The organism is Myxococcales bacterium, from assembly GCA_016717005.1.
Taxonomy (GTDB): domain Bacteria; phylum Myxococcota_A; class Polyangia; order Haliangiales; family Haliangiaceae; genus UBA2376.
Map to the genome: position 1 here is coordinate 48,285 of JADJUF010000010.1, position 19,884 is coordinate 68,168.

Genomic DNA, 19,884 nt, shown 5'->3' on the forward strand with positions numbered 1-19,884 from the left:
CAGATCGCCTGCTCGCGCGGGTCGACCGGGGCGCGGTAGGGGACCGCAAGGTCCGGGCGTCGTCGGTCAGGGCCGGGCAGCGCCGCGCGGTCGAGCTTACCGTTCGCGGTCACCGGCAGCGCCGCGAGCGCAACAACGATCGAGGGGACCATGAAGTCGGGCAGCACCTTCGCCAGGGCCGCGCGCAACGTCGGGGCGCTGACGTCTGCGGTGCCATCGCCGACCACATACGCGACCAGTCGCTTGCCGATGGGGCCGTCATCACGGACCAGGACCGCGCACGCGGCGACGCCAGGGACGACCGCGAGCCGAGCCTCGATCTCGCCCAGCTCGATGCGAAAGCCGCGGATCTTGACCTGGTGGTCAATCCGATGGACGAAGTCGAGGGTGCCGTCGGACCGCCAGCGAACATGATCACCTGTCCGGTAGAGGCGATTGTCGCTGCCTATGTGATCAGGCACGAAGCGTTCGGCGGTGAGGTCGGGGCGGCGTTGATAGCCGCGCGCAACCCCGGCGCCGCCGATGTACAACTCGCCGACCATCCCGATCGGCAGCGGGGCGCCGTCGGCCGCGAGCACGTAGCAGCGGGTATCGGCGATCGGCCGGCCGATCGGGATCGTGCGCAGGTCGACCGGGAGGACGCGCGGGATCGTGAAGGTCGTGGCGATCACCGTGCACTCTGTGGGGCCGTAGACGTTGCACAGCTCGGTGGCGGGGAGCGCGGCCAACGCCCGGCGTACGTGGGCGGCGGAGAGCGCCTCCCCGCCGACGTAGAGCTGGCGCAGGCCGGCCAGGTGCCGTGGGTCGTCATCGACGACGGCGTTGAACACGGCCGTCGTGAGGACGGAGGTCGTGACGCCGTGCGTGGCGATGGTCCGTGCCAGCGCTGGTCCGGTCGGGATGGCGTCGGGGAAGACCACGCACGCGCCGCCGTGCAGGAGCGGGCCCCAGATCTCGAACGTCGACGCGTCGAATCCGAGCGACGCAACGTGCAGGAACCGCGTGTCGGCGTCGAGGTGCACGTAGTCGACATCGCCGACCAAGCGGAGGATTCCTCGGTGTTCGATCTCGACACCCTTCGGGGCCCCCGTCGAGCCCGAGGTGTAGAGGATGTACGCGCGGCTCGACGGCGTCGCTCGCTCGACCCGAGGTGCGCCGCTGTGGCTCAGCGGCACGTCCTCGTCAACAACGATCGTGCGCAGGGCCAACGCCGCCAGCGCCTCGCTGCGACCGCGATCGGTCACGATCACGCGGGCGGCGGTGTCATCGATGGCGAATTTCAAGCGGTCGATGGGGTGCTTGGGATCCAGCGGTAGATAGCAGCCGCCGGCCTTCAGGATGGCCAGCATCGCGACCACGGCGACCGGCGATCGCGGCAGGATCAGCGCGACCGGATCGTCGGTGGCGACGCCGGCGGCGATCAGGCGCTCGGCCAGCTCGTCGGACGCGGCGTCGAGCTCGGCGTAGGTGAGCTGGCCGCCGTCCCAGATCAGCGCCGGGCGGTCCGGGGTCGCGGCCGCCTGCGCGCGCACGAGGCCGTGGACGGTGGCGTCGGGTCGGTAGGCGCGGGCGGTGTCGTTCCAGGTCTCGACGACGGTGGTGCGCTCGGCGGCCGACAGCGGCGTGGCGTCGGCGAGGTCGGCGGCGGTGGCGAGCGCGCCGACCGCGACCGCCCACAGCTCGCCCAGGCGGGCGACGCTGGCGTGATCGATCAGCGCGGGCGCGAACCGCGCGGCCAGGCCGGTCGGGGTCCGCCACCACACCAGCGCGCGGTCGCCGAGGTCGGCGACGGGCCCGTCGGCCCAGGCGCTGGCCGCCGGCTCGGCGGTCATCGGCGCGGCCGCGGCCGCCGCCAGCCACGCCGCGACGTCGCCGCGGGCGGGCACCGCGATCGCGACCGCGCCGCCGTCGGTGCGTCCGAGCCGGGCCCCGGCGACGCCGGCGATGCGCGCGAGCACCAGCGCCCAGGCCGCGCGCGCGGTCGCGTCGAGGTCGCCGTCGGCGCGGGCGGCCGCGGCGGTCAGCGCGATCATCGCCGCGGGCAGCGCGGCCTCGTACGGCCGCGACGGCGGCGCGTCGGGGGACGGCGGTGGCACGGACAGGGCGTCGAGCAGATCGGCGTTCGGCGTGGTCATGGGATCGTGGCCTCGATGCGCGTGACGATGGCGTTGACGATGTCCATGGGCACCACCGCGGCGTTGACGGCGGCGTCCGAGTTCCAGGCCGCGCTGGCGGCGAGCTCGACCTGTTGCGCGCCCGGCCACGGCGAGGTCGCGCCGGCGCGGGTGGTGATCAGCGTGATCAGGTCGGCGCGCGGCGGCGCGCGGGTCAGGTCGATCGCCGCCATCCCGGTCGCGAGCGCGTCGCTGATCGGCGTGCCCAGGGCCTCGCGCGGGGTGCCGTCGGCGCGGTCCGGCGGCGGCCGCCAGTGCGGGCCGATCTCGTCGCGCATGAACGCCGCGTGCTGCGCCCCGAGCTCGCGCAGGTACGCGCGCCCGTCGACGACGGGATCCCACGCGATCAGGTGCCGCGCGACCAGGTCGTCGCCGGTCGCCAGCGTGGCGAGGGTCGCGCCGAGCCGCAGCCCGACCAGCGCCACCCGCGGGCTGCCGCTGGCCTCGCGCAGCGCCGCGGCGGCGGTGCGCACGTCGGCGATCCACCCGGCGATCGTGGCGTCGTGAGCGTCGCCGGCCGAGTCGCCGGTGTGGGCGTAGTCGAACCGCAGGCACGCGTAGCCGGCCCGCTCGAGCTGCGTCGCCAGCACGCGGTAGATCCGATGGGCGCGCGCGGCCTCCTCGCCGAACGGGTTGCACAGCAGCACCGCGGCGCTCCGCGCGCGCAAACGACTCGGTCGATGCAGTGTGCCGAGGAGCGCCCCCGGTCCCCCGAAGTAGTGGACTTTCGCCGCCAACACGACGAGATTACCGGGCGACCTCCATGGCGGCAACGAGCCCTGCACCCTACCTGGCCCCCGACGAGGTCGTCGACCTGGGCGACGAGCGCGGCCTGGTCGCCGTGCTGACGCGCGCGGGCGCCGCCGCCACGGGGCGCCCCGCGGTGATCTTCCTCAACGCCGGCGTGCTGCACCGCATCGGTCCGCACCGGCTGCACGTGCGCCTGGCCCGCCGGCTGGCCGCGCGTGGGCTGGCCGCGCTCCGCCTGGATCTCGGCGGCGTCGGCGACAGCCCGTCGCTGGGCGACGCGGTCAGCTTTCGTGACAGCGCGGTCGCAGACACGCGCGCGGCGATGACCGCGATGACCCGCGCGACCGGCGCCGAGCGGTTCGTGCTGTTCGGGCTGTGCTCGGGCGCCGACAACAGCGTCGCCACCGCGCTGGCCGACCCGCGCGTCGTGGGCGTCGTCGCGCTCGATCCGCCCACGTACACCAACCGCCGGGCCCGCGCGCGCAAGCTGGTCCGACGGGTGATCGCGCTCGGCGGTCCGGTCGCGGCCGCGCGCTGGGCGACCACGGTGATCCAGCGCCGGCTCGGGCGGCGCATGGGCGGCGCGTCCGACGACGGCCAGCGGCGCGAGGTCGCGTCGGTCGAGGACCACGGGGCGCAGCTCGCGACCCTGGCGGATCGTGGGATCGCGGTCCTGGCGATCTACACCGGCTGTCACGACGATCGGTACAACCACCCCGACCAGCTGTTCGAGCACTACCCGGGGCTGCGCGGCCGGGTCGAGCGCGCGTTCTTCCCCGACGCCAACCACAGCTTCGCCGAGCTGGCGGCCCAGGCCGCGCTCGGCGATCTCGTGACGACCTGGCTCGAGCGCCACTTCCGCTGACCCTTGCCGAGGGCGGGGCCCCGCGGTACTTAGCGACCGTGTTCCGCGCGCGCGTCAAGTCGGTCGCCAAGCAGGTCCTCGCGCGCTCGACCCGCGGCCGGATGATCTGGCGCGGCCCCGCCGACAGCCGCCGGGTCGCGATCACGTTCGACGACGGGCCGGGCGAGCTGACCGAGGCCTACCTCGACGTCCTCGCGGAGCTCGGCGTGCCGGCGACCTTCTTCGTGATGGGCTACTACCTCGACCAGCAGCACCTGCCGGGCGCGGTCGGCAAGTACCTGCGCGGCGGCCACCAGCTCGCCGGCCACGGCTACTTCCACGAGCGGTTCACCACGCTGGGCGCGCTGGCGATGCGCGAGGAGCTGACCCGGATGGAGCGCGCGCTCGGCCCGATGCCGTGGGGCAAGTGGGTGCGGCCGCCGCACGGCTCGATCGGCCCGCGCGACGCGTCGGTGATGCTGGCCCTGGACTACACCGTCGCGATGTGGTCGTTCGACAGCTGCGACTACGACGGCGCCAGCGCCGACGTGCTGATCGAGCGGTGCGCGCCGGCGCGGGTGGCGCCGGGCGAGGTGATGCTGTTCCACGAGGCCTGCCCGGCGACGCTGACCGCGCTGCCGACGATCGTCCGGCGCCTGCAGGCCGACGGCTACGAGCTGGTCACGATGGCCGACCTGCTGGCGCGCTGAGCCGCGCCGGGCGTGTGGGGCGGGCTCGTCGCCCGAGGCGCCGTGCGTCAGCGGCCGGCGCCGGCGCGGCTCAGCGCGCCCGCGATCGCGTCAGCGGCCGACGCCGGCCGACAGCATCAACCCGATCGTGCCCTGGCCGTCGCCGATCACGCCGAACCGCACGCTGGCCGAGACCAGCGCGCCCAGCGGCAGCCCCTCGACGCCGATCGCGCCCCAGGGCCCGACGTAGCTGCGATCGTCGCCGGCGAACAGCGGCTCGTTGGTCCGGGTCAGCGCGGCGCCGCCCCCGACGAACACGACGTTGCGCCGGCGCGGGCCCAGCATCATGCGCACGCGCACGCCGGCGTCGAGCTCGACCATCGCCATCGAGTCGGCGACGCGGGCGCTGCCGCTGCCGTAGTACGACCACAGGAGCGACCACGACAGGCCCAGGCCGATGGTCTGGGGCGCGCGCAGCGGCGCGTAGCCGGCCTGGATCCCGACCACGAGGCCGGTGCCGATCGAGTTGTAGAGCGACCCGGTGCCGGTGCGCGCCCCGATCACGCCCGCGATGCGGCCGGCGGGCAGCGGCTCGGCGCGGGCGCGCGGGGGCGCGGCGGTCGAGGCGAGCGCGGCGACCACCAGCCCGGCCAGCACCGGGGGCAGGCACGCGCGGGCACGGACAGAGCGCGGCATCGGCGCGGCTAGAACTTCGAGGTCGTGGCCAGGAAGGTCATCTTGTCGTTGGTCGCCCGCAGGCGCCGCGACAGGGTGCGCACGAAGTTCCACAGGAGCTCGTACGCGAGGTCGCGGTCGACGAACAGCAGGTCCTCGAGGTCGCGCCGGTTGACCACGAACAGCCGGCACTTCTCGTGGCACACGGCGGTGGCCGAGCGGGGCGCGTCGTCGATGAGCGACATCTCGCCGAAGTACGCGCCGGGGCGCAGCACCGCGAGGGCCTCCTCGCCCATGCCCGGCACGAACCGGCTGATGCGGACCGCGCCCTCGAGGATCTGGTAGAACTTGTCGCCCGCCTCGCCCTCCTGGAACACGTTCGCGCCGATCTTGTATTGCTCCTCGACGCCGATGTCGACGACGCGGCGGAGGTGCACGGGCGGCAGTCCGGCGAAGATATCGATCTGCGCCAGGATCTCGAGGGTGGACTTGCCCGCGAGGTCGAGCGGCGCGGGTCCAGCGGGGGCGTCAGACATGCGCGGTCAGGGTCCCACGGCCCGCGGCACGTCGCAAGTTACGCCCGGGGCGGCCGGCCCCGAAAATGCCGACGGCCGCCCGAGGGCGGCCGCGACGTCACGCTCCGTGCGTTCGGCCGTGAATCAGGGAATCTTGCCGAGCAGGAGGAAGGCGACGATGAGCGCGTAGATGACCAGCGACTCGATGAGGGCGAGGCCGAGAATCATCGGGCCGCGGATCTTGTCGGCGGCGCCCGGGTTGCGGGCGATGCCGTCGAGCGCGGTCGCGGCCGCGCGGCCCTGGCCGAGCGCGCCACCGAGAGCGGCGATGCCGAGGCCGAGCGCCGCGCCGAGCGCGATCAGACCCGAGTTGCCGGCGACCTGCATCTTGGCGCCGTCGGCGCCCTGCGCGAACGCGACGCTCGCGAGGCAGGTGACCATCAGGAAGGTGAGGAACGAGGTGATCTTCTTGATCGAACGGTGGCTCATGGTCTTTCTCCTTATTGTCCAAACGCGCGGAGCGCGGGTTACCTAGCGTGAATCGACGGCGACGTGAAGAGGTTCGGGGGACAAAGTGCGCGGCGCGTCGAGCGATCAGGGGCGGCGGGCGGCGAGGGGGGGGGGCGGCTGCCGGGAGGCTTGCGGGGAGGATCTGGGCCGTTTCGGGTGGGGGCGAGGTGCCTGCGGTGGCGGTCGTCTGTCCGGGTCCGGAGCACCCCCAGCCACCGCCTGGGTCTTTTCGAAAGACCCTCTCAGGTCTCAGTGCTCCTCGTGCTCCACCGCCATGCCCAGGTAGACCATCGTGAGCGTGCAGAAGACGATGGCCTGGACCAGGCAGACCAGCAGGCCGAGCAGCATGAACGGGATGGGCACCAGGATCGGCACCAGCATGAAGAACGAGAACACGACCTTGTGGTCGGCGACCATGTTGCCCATGAGCCGCAGCGTCAGCGAGATCGGGCGGGCGATGTGGCTGACGATCTCGATCGGCAGCATCAGCGGCGCCAGGGCCGGGGTCGGGCCGAGGAAGTGCTTGAAGTACGCGAGGCCGTGCTCCTTGATGCCGTAGACGTGGGTCGCGATGAAGACGGTGCCGGCCAGGGCCAGGTTGGTCTTGATCGTGTCGTTGGGCGAGATGAAGCCCGGCACCAGGCCGATCAGGTTGCCGAACAGGATGAAGACCCAGAGCGCGCCGACCAGCGGGAAGAACCGCGGCGCGTTGTGCGGACCCATCGCGCCCTCGACCATGCCGTAGACCATCTCGGCCATGACCTCGAAGAAGTTGCGGATGTTCATCCGGCGCGGCGGCACGAGGCCGCCGTCGGCCGACGCCAGGCCGCCCTTGAACTGCAGCGCGCCGTAGATGACGAACAGGAGCACCAAGAGCGTCACGAGCACGTGCGCGAGCGTGAAGTGGCTCTCCTGGAACACCAGCAGCATCGGCTTCTTGCGGCCGAACAGGTTGTCCGCCTTCTCCATCAGCGTTTGCCAGAAGGAGAAGCGGTTGAGGAAGTCGAACCAGGTTCCGTGTTCACCCATGGCGCTAGCTCGAAGACGTGGGAGTGGACGATTCGTCGGGCGAGTCGGGGGTCGACGGGGCCGGGCGCAGCACGCTCAGCACACCCTCGACGACGATCGACACGATGAAGACCGAATAGCCGATGACGAAGAAGATCGCGTCGATCGGCAGGAACGCGAGGGACAGGACGACCGCGCCCATGAGCGCCACCATCTTGGGCATGATCAGCGCGATGCGGTTGGCGCCGACGCCGTCGCCGCGCTTGGCGTCGTCGATCCAGCGACCGATGAGCCGGTTCATGAACCAGAAGTTCAGGCACGTGAGCGCCACGCCGACCGCGGCGCCGAGCGCCTGGTCGCGGCGGGTCGCGACGGCGCACACGATCACCAGCACGCCGCCGAACAGGTAGTTCAGGCGCTCGATGCGGGGCATGCTCGCCATCGTCATCACGGCTGGGATGCTCCGGCCTCGGCGGCGGCTTCGGCCTCGGCGCGATCCGCGTCGCGATCGGCCTGGCGGACGAAGCGGTAGATCGCGCGCATGCCAGCGGTGAAGCCGAGGCACAGGAACAGGATCATCATCCAGGGGCTGGTGCCGATGCGGCCGTCGAGCCAGCGCCCGAAGAACATGCCGATGAGCACCGACACCGACAGCTCGATGCCGACCGAGCTGGCCGACAGCGACCGGTAGTAGTCCCGGGTCTTGGCCGCGTAAGGCGCGGCGCGTCGCACGCCGGCCGTCGAGGCCTGCGTCGTGGGCGTGGTGGTGATGCTATCTTCGCGAAGTCCCATGGGAATCTGCGTCGAGGCGGGCCGCGTGTAACATGGGCTCCCCGCCGTGGTCAATCGCGAACGGCCGAAACGCCGGCGGCGATCTCCTGATGACTCAAGGCCATCCGCTCGCCTGCGGCAACTCGCCGCACGTGTCAGACCGAGGTCGGCGGTCTAACTGTTTGGAATAAAAGAAGAACTTGACCGGGCCGGGATCGGGACGGAGCTCGGCTGTTGTTCGCAACATATTGGAATTATTAAGGAATCCTGGTGGCCGCCCCGGCAGTCTCGGGTGGGCAATGATCGCCCAGCAGGTGCGGCCCGCCGCCCATCCCGGGCCTCGACGTTCGTGGGCCGACGGCGCGCTCGCCGCCGCCCGAGTCGCTCACGAGCACGGCCCACGGCCACCGCTGGCTCGACTGCGCGGACCGCAGATCCCAGCCACGAGGGTGGCGGCGCGAGCGCATCGCGACGGCGCGCGGCTTCGCCGGTCGTGTGGCACAAGCTGGCAACCCCCCGGCTGGCGCTGGTGGCCCCCGCGTCCCGGTGATAGGTTCCGCGGCGATGTCTCCGGTAAAGCTAGCGATCATCCTCCTAGGGATCGCCGCGTGCGACGGCGGCAGCGCGACGATCAAGGACGCCGCCATCGACACCCCGACAACCATCGATGGCGCGGCCGACATCGACGCTGGGGTCGACGCCTCGGCGGCGTTGCCGGCGTACGAGTTGACCGGCGGCGCCGCCGGGTTGCGCGGCGCTCGGTTTTCGGCGGACGTGCAGATCGGCCACGGGTTCGATCAAGCGCCGGTCGGGACGACGATCAGGGCTGAGGGCAACGCGGCGGTGAAGCCGTGAGGAGCACGACGATGAGACTCGCACTCGCCACGTTCCTGGCGCTGGCCGCGCTGACCGGTACCGCCGCGGCGGTCCCGACCACGATGTCGTTCACCGCGCGCCTCACGGACGGGGTCACGCCGGTCGAAGGCCCGGTCGATCTCCACGTCGCGGTCTTCGACGCCCCGACCGCGGGGACGATGGTGTGGGAAGAGACCCACGCCGGGATCGTCGCGAGCCGCGGCCTGGTCTACGCCAACCTCGGGAGCGTCGATCCGGTCAACAACGGGATCGACGCGTCGGTGTTCACGGGCACCCCGATGTACATCGAGCTGACCGTCGATGGCGACGTCCTGAGCCCGCGCATCCCGGTCGGGGCGGTGCCCTATGCGGTCAAGGCGGGCGTCGCCGAGGCCCTCGAGGGCTTCGATCCCGGCTCGATCATCACCGGCGTCACCGCGGGCGCGGGCCTGACCGGCGGCGGCACGACCGGCGGGGTCACGCTGACCGTCGACACCACCGCCATCCAGAGCCGGGTCACCGGCACCTGCGCCGCGGGCACGTTCATCACGGGCGTCGCCGCCAACGGCACGGTCACCTGCGGCACCGACTCGGTCGGCACCGGCGACATCACCGGCGTCACCGCGGGCGCGGGCCTGACCGGCGGCGGCACGACCGGCGGGGTCACGCTGACCGTCGACACCACCGCCATCCAGAGCCGGGTCACCGGCACCTGCGCCGCGGGCACGTTCATCACGGGCGTCGCCGCCAACGGCACGGTCACCTGCGGCACCGACTCGGTCGGCACCGGCGACATCACCGGCGTCACCGCGGGCGCGGGCCTGACCGGCGGCGGCACCGCCGGCGGGGTCACGCTGACCGTCGACACCACCGCCATCCAGAGCCGGGTCACCGGCACCTGCGCCGCGGGCACGTTCATCACGGGCGTCGCCGCCAACGGCACGGTCACCTGCGGCACCGACTCGGTCGGCACCGGCGACATCACCGGCGTCACCGCGGGCGCGGGCCTGACCGGCGGCGGCACCGCCGGCGGGGCCTGACCGTCGACACCACCGCCATCCAGAGCCGGGTCACCGGCACCTGCGCCGCGGGCACGTTCATCACGGGCGTCGCCGCCAACGGCACGGTCACCTGCGGCACCGACTCGGTCGGCACCGGCGACATCACCGGCGTCACCGCGGGCGCGGGCCTGACCGGCGGCGGCACCGCCGGCGCCGTGACGCTGTCGATCGCCACGGACGGCGTCACCTCGGCCCACATCCTCGATGGCACGATCGTCGCCGCCGACCACGCGGCGGACTCGATCACCGCTGCGCAGATCGCGACCGACGGCGTCGGCGCCGCCGAGATCGCCGCCAACGCGGTCGGGCCCTCCGAGATCGCCACGAACGGCGTCACCACGATCGACATCGCGACCGGCGCCGTGACGATGTCGAAGACCGACGCCCCGGTCGGCTACGCCGCGCTCAACAGCAGCAACGGCTCGTCGAGCGTCTACCCGAGCGGCGACATCACCTTCGCGGAGAACGGCTCGTGCATGGTGACCGTGCAGGCCATGGACCTCGGCGCCAACGCCAGCTTCCGCCTGCGCCCGAGCATGCTGCACGTCGCCTCCAACGCCGCCCTGGCGCCGGCCGAGTTCGCCCCGTCGGTGTACGGGTCCGACGGCGCCACGCAGAACGGATACTTCGCGAGCTCGACCGCCGTGATCACGACCAACCAGCTCGGCGCGTGGCGGTTCGGCTGCGAGATGCCCGGCTACCCTGGTCAGCTCAACTGCCGCGTCTCGTGGCTGTGTAACTGACGCGCGCGGGCGCCGCCTGGTCGTCATCCACGCGGCGTGACCGGGCCTCCTGGAGGACACCTGGTGGTCGCAGCTCTGCTACCTTCCGGCGCTGTGAACACGCTGGGCGGAGATCTCCACGTCGCCACGCGCCGCGGGCGCACCTCGTCGCGATCCCGCGCCACCGCGCCCCGGGTCCGGCGGGCGGCGCTCGTGCTCGCGCTCGTGCTCGTCGGTGCGTGCGGCGCCAAGGGCGGCGGGAGCACCGGCGCCGGACCGTTCGCGCTGGCGTGCGACTCGGCCGACACCGCGCAGAAGTCGACGATGTTCTGCGTCCGCACCGATAGCCGCAACGGCGACGCGCTGGTCGTCGATCTCGATCGCCTGCCGATCACCAGCGGCGCGTCGCGCGCCGCCGCCGGGCCGGCCGGCACCTACCAGACCGTGTGTGACTCGACGGTGACCCCCCAGAAGTCCGACTTCGGCTGCGTCCGCCTGCACACCGGCACCGGCGAGGTGGTCGTGCTGCGGCTGTCCGAGCTGCCGCACTGGCCGCGGTGAAGACGCTCGAGCGCTATCAGCCCGCGCTGCTGGCCGTGCTGGTCGCCGCGTGGGCCAGCGTCGTGCTGTCCGACCGCTTCTTCACCGATCCCGACAGCTACTTCCACGTCGGCGTCGCGCGTCGGCTGATCGAGCACGGGTGGCTGCGCCGGTTCGACTGGCTGCCGTACACGACGCTGCACGATCCGTATCCGGACATGTACGTCGGGCAGCACGCCGTGTTGTCGCCGTTCGTGGCGCTGTTCGGGGTCGACCTCGGGCTGCGGCTCGGCATCATGGCGCTGTCGTCGGCGTTCGCGCTGAGCCTGCACCTGGTGCTGCGGCGCCGGGGCGTCCGCTGGCCGACGCCGTGGATCGTCCTCGCCATCCTCGGCTGCCCGCTGGCGCTGACCTACAGCGTCTTCCTGAAGGGCGCGTCGACGTTCCTGGTGTTGCTGCCGTGGTTCGTCGACGCGGTGTGGGCCGGCGCGTGGCGGCGGACGTTCGTGCTGGCGTGGCTCAGCGTCTACGTCTACGTCGGCGCGACCGTGCTGGTGCCGTTCGCGCTGGTCCACATGGTCGTCGGCCGCTGGTGGCACGGCGGCTGGGACCGCCGGTGCGTCGGCGCGACCCTGGCGGGGCTGGTCGCGGGGATGCTGATCAACCCGATGTGGCCGGCGCACTGGGGCTACGTGCTCGCCGAGCTGCGCAGCATCTTCACCCGCGACCCGACGATGGTGCCGGGCGAGTACCGCGGCGCCGAGTGGGCCGCGCTGACCGGCGCGATGCTGGTGCAGGTCGCCGGCGTGGCGATGGCGGCGTGGTTCGTCGTGCTGGTGCGCCAGCTCGGGCGCGCGCAGCGGGTCTCGGCCGAGGCCGCGAGCGGCGCCATCGCCGCGCTCGGGCTGCTCGGCGCCGGCCTGCTGTCGGGCACCAAGCTGGTCGAGCTGTTCATCGTCTTCTCGATCCTGGCGCTGCCGCTCTTGGCCCGCGACATGCGGCCGTGGTCCCGGTGGATCGTGGCGGCGGCGGTCGCGGTCGGCGTCGCGGCGGCGACGTGGTCGATGGGCGATCTGCGCACCCAGCAGCGCGGCGAGGGCCTGGCCCGGCCCGCCGACTACGCGCTGATGGCGAGCTGGCTCGGCGAGCGCACCGAGCGCCGAGAGATGATCGTCGCGCCGTGGGACGACATGCCCGGGCTGTTCGCGTTCGGCGGCGACCAGCGCTACGTCGCCGGGCTCAACATGCAGTTCCTCCACGATCAGGATCGCCTGCGCTTCGAGGCCTACGCGCTGCTGTACCGCGGCGTGATCTCGGATCCCGAGCAGACCTTGATCCGGTTCTTCGACGGCGCGCGCTTCATCCTGGTGCGCCGGCTGGCCCACCTGCCCGGCGAGCCCGCGCTCACCGATCGGCTGGTCCACAACCCGGCCTTCGAGGAGCTGGCCGCGCCGACGCCGGTGTGGCGGGTGTTCCGGCGCCGCGCGGTCGGGCCGAGGCCGCCGTGACGCGCCGGTCGGTGGTGGTGCCGGCCTACGACGAGGCGGCGCGGCTCGGCCCGACGCTGGCCCGGATCGCGGCCCACCACGCCGGCGCCGACGTCGAGGTGATCGTCGTCGATGATGGCTCGCGCGACGCCACCGCCGCGATCGCCGCGGCCGCCGGCGCGCGGGTGCTGCGCCACGCGGTCAACCGCGGCAAGGGCGCCGCGGTCCGCACCGGCGTGCTGGCGGCGACCGGCGATCGCATCCTGGTGTGCGACGCTGACCTGGCGACGCCGATCGAGGCGGTCGCGCGGCTGGACGCCGCGCTCGACGCCGGCGCCGATCTCGCGATCGGCTCGCGCCACGTCGCCGACGCGCGCATCGAGGTCGCGCAGCCCTGGCACCGCCGCGTGCTCGGCCGCGGCTTCCGCGTGCTGGTGAAGCGCGGCCTCGGCATCGCCGCGCGCGACGCCATGTGCGGGTTCAAGCTGATGACCCGGGCGGCCGGGCGCGATCTGTTCGGCCGGGCGCGGATCGATCGCTGGGCGTTCGACGTCGAGATCCTGTACCTCGCGCGCGATCGCTGGCAGGTCGCCGAGGTGCCGGTGCCGTGGCGCCACGTCGAGGGCTCGCGGGTCTCGGTCGCGACGGCCGGGCCCCGCGCCGCGCTCGACCTGATCGCGATCCGCCTCCGTGGCCGCGGTTGAGCGCCGCCGTGGCGGTGGCGAGCCTCGCGATCGTGGTCCGCCGGTCGCCGCCGTGATCGAGCTCAGGGGGCCGCAGCGGCCGGGGCGGACCCCAGCGTCTGCGCCGCGGCGGTGACGATCGTGTCGATGTCGTCGTCGGTGAAGGCCAGCGAGACGAACATGGCCTCGAACTGCGACGGCGGGAGCGAGACGCCGCGGTCGCGCATGCCACGGAAGAACGAGGCGAAGCGGGCCAGGTCGCAGGTCCTGGCGGCGGCGTAGTCGGTGACGGGGCCGGCGGTGAAGAACAGGGTCAGCATCGAGCCGACGCGCTCGACGCAGGCGGGGACGCCGGCGGCGCGGGCGGCGCCGGCGAGGCCCAGGGCGAGGCGGGCCGAGAGCGACTCGAGCCGCTCGTAGGTGCCGGGCCGGCGCAGGAGCTCGAGCATCTTCAGGCCGGCCGCCATCGCGATGGGATTGCCGCTGAGCGTGCCGGCCTGGTAGACGGGGCCGAGCGGCGCGAGGTGGTCCATCAGGTCGGCGCGGCCGCCGAAGGCCGCGGCCGGGAGCCCGCCGCCGACGATCTTGCCGACGCAGGTGAGGTCGGGCGTGACGCCGTAGAGCGCCTGGGCGCCGCCGTAGGCGACGCGGAAGCCGCACATGACCTCGTCCATGATGAACACGACGCCGTGCTTCGAGGTCAGCGCGCGCACGCCGGCCAGGTAGCCGGGCGCCGGCGGGACGCAGCCCATGTTGCCGGGCACGCCCTCGACGATGATCGCCGCGACCTGGCCGGGGCGCTCGTCGAGGATGCGCTCGATCGCGCCGAGGTCGTTGTGCGGCACGGTCAGCGTGTCGGCGGCGGCGCCGTCGGTGACGCCGGCCGACCCGGGGATGCCGAGCGTGGCGGCGCCCGAGCCGGCCGCGACCAGGAGCGCGTCGGAGTGGCCGTGGTAGGCGCCGTCGATCTTGATGATGACCGCGCGGCCGGTGGCGCCGCGGGCCAGGCGCAGCGCGCTCATCGTGGCCTCGGTGCCCGACGACACCGCCCGGACCTTCTGCATCGACGGCACCGCGGCGCGCACGGCCTCGGCGAACTCGACCTCGATCTCGGTCGGCGCGCCGAAGCTGGTGCCGTTGGCGAGCGTGCGCGCGATGACCTCGAGGATCTCGGGGTGGGCGTGGCCGAGGATCATCGGCCCCCACGACCCGATCAGATCGAGGTAGGCGTTGCCGTCGACGTCGAACACCCGGCCGCCCTCGCCGCGGGCGATGAACAGCGGCTCGCCGCCGACCTGGCGGCACGCGCGCACGGGCGAGTTGACCCCGCCGGGGATGACGGCCTGGGCGCGGGCGAAGATCTCGGCGGAGCGGGGCGTTGGGCGGAGCGTCATCGGGGCGGGCTTACCACGGCCGGCGGCCGGCGCGATGGCCGCGGCCGGCGCGCGATCGTCGCCGCCCGGATCGCGCCGCCCACGTCCTCGACGCCGGCGCACCGCCACCGGGCGGCGGCGGCGGCGGGGACCACGGTGCGCCCGCGCCCGCGCCCGCGCGCCGGCCGGTGTATCCTCGCGAGCCATGGTGCAAGCGCGCGCGGGTCACGTGGGTTCGTTGGCTCTCGTCGCGTCGATCGTGGCGCTCGGCGCGTGCGGGCGCGCCGGCGGAGCGGCGCCGCTGCCGGTGATCGGCGCCCAGCACGGCGCCGCCGTGGCGACGGTGCCGTGTCCACCCGAGGCCGAGCTCGCCGCGGCGCTGCGCGCGCGCTGGGCGCTGACCAACGCCGACGTCGACACCACCTGCACGCCGGGGCGGTTCCCGCAGGCCGGCTGGGCGATCTCGGCGGTGGTCGACCTGTCCGAGGACGAGGCCTGGGATCGGATCGTCGTGCTCGACGCCGCCACCCGTGCGGTGATCGCCGAGAGCGAGGTGCACTCGATCCCGCCGTGGGCGCGCAACGAGGGCTCCGGTGGGGCGCGGTTCGAGGTGGTCGACTTCGACGGCGACGGCGTCGACGAGCTCACCAGCACGGGCGGCGAGAGCCACGGCGGCTCGAACGTCGAGTGGCTGGCCGTCGCGCGGCTGAGCGGCGCCGCGATCGCCCAGGCGCTGTGGCTGCAGACCCACTACGACGACGCCGGGGAGGTCGACGCCGCCGAGGGCCTCGCGTGCGACGTCGACGCCAGGATCGTCGCGAGCGGCGCGGCCCGGGTCATCGCCGCGGTCGGCGCCGTGACCAGCCAGCGCACCGAGCTGCCCGAGGATTGCTTCGTCGGACGTCGGGAGTACCGGCTCCGCGACGGCGCGTTCGTGCACGCCCCCTGAGCCACCGGCGGAGCGGGCGCGGCGCCCGTGCGCGGCGCCCGTGCGCGGTGCGCGCCGCCCCAGCGGCCGACCGGGGCCGAGGTCGCGCGCACAGCGAGACCCAGCGGCTGACCGGCTGGCCGAGTGGTCCCCGATCCAGATCGCTACGCCTCGACGTCGTCGTCCGCGTCGTCGTCGTCCGCGTCGTCGTCGTCGTCCGCGTCGCCGTCGTCCTCGCCGTCGAGGTCGCTGGCGTCCATCGGCACGGTGTCGCCGTCGTCGGCGGCCTCGATCGGCGCGCCCTCCTCGATGTCGCTCTCGTCCGGGTCGGCCAGGCGCTCGAGCGCCGCCACGCTCTCGCCGTCGTCGAGCCGCATCACCCGGACGCCCTGGGTCGCGCGACCCTGGATCGGGATGTCCTTGGCGCGCAGGCGGATGATCTTGCCCTTGTCGCTGATCAGGATCACGTGATCGTCGGCGGCGACGATGCGCACCGCCGCGACCTTGCCGTTGCGGGTCGTGGTCTTGATCGTGATGACGCCCTTGCCGCCGCGGTTCTTGGTCGGGTAGTCGGCGAGCGACGTGCGCTTGCCGTAGCCGCGGGCGCACATCGTCAGCAGCGTGGCGTCGCTGCCGCGCTCGAACGCGACCATGCCGACCAGGCGATCGTTGGTGCCGAGCTTCATGCCGCGCACGCCGCCGGCCTCGCGGCCCATCGGCCGGACCTTGTCGTCGCGGAACCGGACCGCCAGGCCCTTGGCCGAGGTCAGGAGCACGTCGTGCTTGGCGCTGGTGATCGCCACCGACACCAGCCGGTCGGTGTCGTCGAGCGAGATCGCCCGGATGCCGGTGACGCGGATCTTCTCGAAGGCGGTCAGCTCGGTCTTCTTGACGGTGCCGCTCGCGGTGGCGAGGAACACGTAGCGGTCGTCGCTCCACTCCTTGAGCGGCAGCATCGACACGACCTCCTCGCCGTCCTGGAGATCGATCACGTTCACGAACGGCTTGCCCTTGGAGGTGCGCGCGCCCTCGGGCAGCTCGTAGACCTTCTTGTAGTAGGCCCGGCCCTTGGACGTGAACAGGAGCAGGTGGTCGTGGGTCGAGGCCGCGAACATGTCGGCCACGAAGTCGTCGTCCCCGCCCTGGGCGGCGCCGGTGATGCCGCGGCCGCCACGGCCCTGGGCCTGGTACTCCTTGAGCCGCGTGCGCTTGACGTAGCCGAGCCGGGTCCGGGTGACGACCATGTCCTCCTGGTCGATCAGCGCCTCGGTCAGGATCTCGCCCTCGGCGTCGACGATCTCGGTCCGGCGCGCGTCGCCGAACTCGTCCCGGAGCGCGACGAGCTCCGCGACGATCGCGCCCATCAGCTTCTTGTCGTCGGCCAGCAGGCCCTCGAGGTAGTCGGTCAAGCTCCACAGCTCGCGGTACTCGGCCTCGAGCTTCTCGCGCTCGAGGCCGGTCAGCCGGCCGAGCCGCATGTCGAGGATGGCCTGGGCCTGGCGGGCGGTCAGCTGCACGAACCCGGCGGCGCGCGCGGCGGCGACCTCGGCCTCGGGCCGGCCGGCGCGCTCGAGGAAGCCGTCGAGCCCGCCCAGCCGCTCGGCCTGCAGGCGCTCCTTGGCGATGTCGGTGTCCTTCGACCCGCGGATGATCTCGATCACCCGGTCGATGTTCATGACCGCGAGGCCGAGGCCCTCGACGATCTCGCGCCGGGCGCGGGCCTCGCGCAGGTCGAACAGCGTCCGCCGGGTGACGACGTCGCGGCGGTGGTCGATGAACACGTGCAGCGCCCGCCGCAGCGTCAAGAGCACCGGCCGGCCGTCGACGATCGCCAGCATGTTGACGGCGAACGAGCTCTGCAGCGCGGTCGCCTTGTAGAGGTTGTTGAGGATGACCTGGTCGTTGGCGTCGCGCTTGAGCTCGAACACGACCCGCATGCCGGTGCGGTCGCTCTCGTCGCGGATGTCGGAGATGCCCTCGAGCTTCTTGTCGCGGACCTGGTCGGCGCAGTTCTCGATCCACCGCGCCTTGTTCACCATGAACGGCAGCTCGGTGATGATGATCGCGGGGCGGTCCTTGCGGACGTCCTCGACGTGCGCGCGCCCGCGCACCACGACCGAGCCGCGGCCGGTCTTGAACGCGCTGAGGATGCCGAGGCGGCCCTGGATGATGCCGCCGGTCGGGAAGTCAGGCCCGGTGACGATCCGGAACAGGTCCTCGTCGGGCAGGGTCGGCCGCTCGATCAGCGCGAGCACGCCGGTGACGATCTCGGTCAGGTTGTGCGGCGGGATCGACGTGGCCATGCCGACCGCGATGCCGGTGGCGCCGTTGAGGAGCAGGTTCGGCACCTTGGTCGGCAGGACCGTGGGCTCGAACTCCTTGTCGTCGTAGTTCGGCTGCCACTCGACGGTCTCCTTGTCGAGATCGGCGAGCAGCTCGCTGGCCAGCTTGGCCATGCGGCACTCGGTGTAGCGCATCGCCGCCGGGGGATCGCCGTCGACCGAGCCGAAGTTGCCCTGGCCGTCGACGAGCATGTACCGCATCGAGAAGTCCTGGGCCATGCGGACCAGGGCGTCGTAGACCGACGCGTCGCCGTGCGGGTGGTACTTGCCGATGACGTCGCCGACGATGCGCGCGCACTTGAGGTACGAGCGGTTCCAGACGTTGTTCAGGCCCTTCTGGGCGAACAGGATGCGCCGGTGGACCGGCTTCATGCCGTCGCGGGCGTCGGGCAGGGCGCGCGCGACGATCACGCTCATCGCGTAGTCCATGAACGAGGAGCGCATCTCCTGTTCGATGGCGATCGGCGTGATGTTGGCGTTGGCGGCGGGGTCGGACATCGGCGGCTCGCTTCTTCTGCGTCCCGGGCCGCGTCGGGGCGGCGGCCCGCGGCTCCGACGACGACCGCCGGCGCACGGACACCGTGTTTAGCCCGAGCCGGCCGCGCACGAAAGCCGCGGCGGGCGCCATTTCTCGGTGAGATCGGAAGCTAACCCCAGGGCCCGCCTGGGTTGATCCCGCGCCGCGCCGCCGCTCCGCCACGCTGCCGCGTCGCCGCTCATCCACGCCGCCGCGCTGCGCGGGACCCGGCGGTCGCAACGACGAGCGCGCGCGGCACCGCGCCGCGGGGCGACGCTGGCGGGCCCGGTGGGCGGCGGCCTACTGCCGGTAGTCGTACCAGGCGCTGTCGTACGGGGCGGCCTGGTGGCAGCGGGCGAAGCAGAAGTCGGCGTGCGTTTCAGCGCCGCCCGGGCTCGACGTCTGCGAGAACAGCCAGTGCTCCTGCAGCGGCAGGTCGGTGTCGTCGCCGAGCTTGCGCATCAGCGCGACGTAGCGGAGGTCGCCGGGCGCGCCGCCTTGGTCGTCGTGGATCTCCTTGACGATGATCGAGCCCTCGGCGTAGCCGCCGACGAACGGCTGGGCCGGGTCCGCGGCGATCGGGTTGACGTAGATGATCCGGTAGGTGTCGCCGTGGCCGGGCGCCGGGCCGCGCACGTCGAGCCGCTTCCAGCTGGTGTAGTCGCCGACCGGCTCGGGATCGACCGCGACCGAGCACGCGCCGAGCGCCGCCAGCGCCAGGGCCAGCGCCGCCCTCACGGCTGCACCTCGAGCGCGCCCAGCGCCAGCTCGATCGGGCCGGCGCCGTCGTCGAGGATCGCCACCAGCGCGTAGCTGCCGGCCGGCGGCCGGGCCACGGTGACGGCGTCGGTGCCGGACTTGACGGCGGCCAGCACGCGCTCGCCGTCGACGCCGCGCGCGCGCACGGTGCCGACCACGAGGTCGCGGTCGCCGTCGGCGATCGTGTAGCGCAGCGCGACCGCGGTGGCGTCGGCGGTGGCCGTCGCGGCGATCGTCGGCGGCTGGTTGCCGGGGCGCGGCGTCCGGTCGGGCGGATCGCCCTGGGCCCAGGCCACCAAGGTCGCGCGCTCGTCGTCGCCGAGCGGGAACCGCGGCGGCATCGGCGCGGCCGACGAGTCGACCCGCAGCGGGATCGCCAGCGCCATCGCCGCGGCGCCGCGGACGCCGACGTCGTCGTCGGGCACCGCCGGGTCGCCGGTCTCGATGATCGTGTCGTCGTACGAGTCGAGCCGGAAGCCGCACCAGCGCACGCCCGGCGTGGTGGTGCAGGCCGACCGCCCGGGCGCGCCGCCGATGGTCGGCACCGAGTGGCAGCGGACGCAGCTGGCGGCGAGGATCGGCAGGACGTCCTCCTGGAACCGCGCGGCGGTGGGCGCGCCGTCGGTGCAGGCGGCGAGCGCGGCGGCGAGGGCGGTGGCGAGCAGCGCGCGGGTCATCGCG

Annotated in this window: 20 protein-coding genes and 1 pseudogene; 9 read left to right on the forward strand and 12 right to left on the reverse strand. The window is 73.2% G+C overall.

Going from position 1 to position 19,884, the window contains the following annotated elements:
• Positions 1-95: 95 nt before the first annotated feature.
• Both IPL61_12300 and IPL61_12305 read right to left on the reverse strand, forming a co-directional pair.
• Positions 96-1,832, reverse strand: a pseudogene (locus IPL61_12300) (amino acid adenylation domain-containing protein).
• 299 nt (positions 1,833-2,131) lie between these two features.
• Positions 2,132-2,842, reverse strand: a complete 711-nt coding sequence (locus tag IPL61_12305) for an alpha/beta hydrolase (protein MBK9032080.1) — start codon at positions 2,840-2,842, stop codon at positions 2,132-2,134.
• Positions 2,843-2,937: 95 nt separating this feature from the next.
• On the opposite strand from IPL61_12305, the gene IPL61_12310 reads away from it, so the two are divergent.
• Together IPL61_12310 and IPL61_12315 are read left to right on the forward strand one after the other, a co-directional pair.
• The gene (locus tag IPL61_12310) at positions 2,938-3,789 is read left to right on the forward strand and encodes a hypothetical protein (GenBank protein MBK9032081.1); all 852 of its coding nucleotides are present in this window, start codon (positions 2,938-2,940) and stop codon (positions 3,787-3,789) included.
• 38 nt (positions 3,790-3,827) lie between these two features.
• Positions 3,828-4,478 (forward strand): polysaccharide deacetylase family protein, encoded by a 651-nt coding sequence (locus IPL61_12315; protein MBK9032082.1) that lies wholly within the window; start codon positions 3,828-3,830, stop codon positions 4,476-4,478.
• A gap of 90 nt (positions 4,479-4,568) precedes the next feature.
• Here IPL61_12315 and IPL61_12320 read toward each other — a convergent pair whose 3' ends face one another.
• The 6 genes from IPL61_12320 to IPL61_12345 all read right to left on the reverse strand — a co-directional run bounded on the left by IPL61_12320 (position 4,569) and on the right by IPL61_12345 (position 7,957).
• The gene (locus IPL61_12320; GenBank protein ID MBK9032083.1) at positions 4,569-5,153 is read right to left on the reverse strand and encodes a hypothetical protein; all 585 of its coding nucleotides are present in this window, start codon (positions 5,151-5,153) and stop codon (positions 4,569-4,571) included.
• An 8-nt stretch (positions 5,154-5,161) separates the two neighbouring features.
• Positions 5,162-5,668, reverse strand: coding sequence for a cyclic nucleotide-binding domain-containing protein (locus IPL61_12325; protein ID MBK9032084.1), 507 nt, complete (start codon positions 5,666-5,668; stop codon positions 5,162-5,164).
• Positions 5,669-5,791: 123 nt separating this feature from the next.
• Positions 5,792-6,136, reverse strand: a complete 345-nt coding sequence (locus IPL61_12330) for an ATP synthase F0 subunit C (GenBank protein MBK9032085.1) — start codon at positions 6,134-6,136, stop codon at positions 5,792-5,794.
• Positions 6,137-6,406: 270 nt separating this feature from the next.
• Complete coding sequence (atpB, locus tag IPL61_12335) at positions 6,407-7,186, reverse strand: F0F1 ATP synthase subunit A (protein ID MBK9032086.1); 780 nt, start codon at positions 7,184-7,186, stop codon at positions 6,407-6,409.
• A 4-nt stretch (positions 7,187-7,190) separates the two neighbouring features.
• Positions 7,191-7,598: an ATP synthase subunit I gene (locus IPL61_12340; protein MBK9032087.1), complete on the reverse strand. Its 408-nt coding sequence runs from the start codon at positions 7,596-7,598 to the stop codon at positions 7,191-7,193.
• A 14-nt stretch (positions 7,599-7,612) separates the two neighbouring features.
• The gene (locus tag IPL61_12345) at positions 7,613-7,957 is read right to left on the reverse strand and encodes an AtpZ/AtpI family protein (protein ID MBK9032088.1); all 345 of its coding nucleotides are present in this window, start codon (positions 7,955-7,957) and stop codon (positions 7,613-7,615) included.
• 543 nt (positions 7,958-8,500) lie between these two features.
• On the opposite strand from IPL61_12345, the gene IPL61_12350 reads away from it, so the two are divergent.
• The 6 genes from IPL61_12350 (at position 8,501) to IPL61_12375 (ending at position 13,305) form a co-directional block, all read left to right on the forward strand.
• Positions 8,501-8,791 (forward strand): hypothetical protein, encoded by a 291-nt coding sequence (locus tag IPL61_12350; protein MBK9032089.1) that lies wholly within the window; start codon positions 8,501-8,503, stop codon positions 8,789-8,791.
• Positions 8,792-8,802: 11 nt separating this feature from the next.
• Positions 8,803-9,831, forward strand: a complete 1,029-nt coding sequence (locus IPL61_12355) for a hypothetical protein (protein ID MBK9032090.1) — start codon at positions 8,803-8,805, stop codon at positions 9,829-9,831.
• Positions 9,832-10,007: 176 nt separating this feature from the next.
• Complete coding sequence (locus IPL61_12360) at positions 10,008-10,595, forward strand: hypothetical protein (GenBank protein ID MBK9032091.1); 588 nt, start codon at positions 10,008-10,010, stop codon at positions 10,593-10,595.
• 93 nt (positions 10,596-10,688) lie between these two features.
• Positions 10,689-11,135 (forward strand): hypothetical protein, encoded by a 447-nt coding sequence (locus IPL61_12365; protein ID MBK9032092.1) that lies wholly within the window; start codon positions 10,689-10,691, stop codon positions 11,133-11,135.
• Entirely contained in the window at positions 11,132-12,622 is a 1,491-nt protein-coding gene (locus IPL61_12370; protein MBK9032093.1) for a hypothetical protein, read from the forward strand. Before IPL61_12365 ends, IPL61_12370 begins: the two co-directional genes overlap by 4 nt.
• The gene (locus IPL61_12375; GenBank protein ID MBK9032094.1) at positions 12,619-13,305 is read left to right on the forward strand and encodes a glycosyltransferase; all 687 of its coding nucleotides are present in this window, start codon (positions 12,619-12,621) and stop codon (positions 13,303-13,305) included. The genes IPL61_12370 and IPL61_12375 overlap by 4 nt, the downstream gene beginning before the upstream one ends.
• A gap of 62 nt (positions 13,306-13,367) precedes the next feature.
• Here IPL61_12375 and hemL read toward each other — a convergent pair whose 3' ends face one another.
• Positions 13,368-14,678 carry a glutamate-1-semialdehyde 2,1-aminomutase gene (hemL, locus tag IPL61_12380; protein ID MBK9032095.1) on the reverse strand — a complete coding sequence of 437 codons (1,311 nt, stop codon included), beginning with the start codon at positions 14,676-14,678 and terminating at the stop codon, positions 13,368-13,370.
• Between the two features lie 217 nt (positions 14,679-14,895).
• On the opposite strand from hemL, the gene IPL61_12385 reads away from it, so the two are divergent.
• Entirely contained in the window at positions 14,896-15,606 is a 711-nt protein-coding gene (locus IPL61_12385; GenBank protein ID MBK9032096.1) for a hypothetical protein, read from the forward strand.
• Between the two features lie 143 nt (positions 15,607-15,749).
• Here IPL61_12385 and gyrA read toward each other — a convergent pair whose 3' ends face one another.
• The 3 genes from gyrA to IPL61_12400 form a co-directional block, all read right to left on the reverse strand.
• Positions 15,750-18,425, reverse strand: a complete 2,676-nt coding sequence (gene gyrA, locus IPL61_12390) for a DNA gyrase subunit A (protein MBK9032097.1) — start codon at positions 18,423-18,425, stop codon at positions 15,750-15,752.
• 319 nt (positions 18,426-18,744) lie between these two features.
• Positions 18,745-19,182 carry a cytochrome P460 family protein gene (locus IPL61_12395; protein MBK9032098.1) on the reverse strand — a complete coding sequence of 146 codons (438 nt, stop codon included), beginning with the start codon at positions 19,180-19,182 and terminating at the stop codon, positions 18,745-18,747.
• A complete protein-coding gene (locus IPL61_12400; protein ID MBK9032099.1) occupies positions 19,179-19,880 on the reverse strand; it encodes a hypothetical protein in 702 nt (233 codons plus the stop codon). The genes IPL61_12395 and IPL61_12400 overlap by 4 nt, the downstream gene beginning before the upstream one ends.
• Positions 19,881-19,884: the final 4 nt, after the last annotated feature.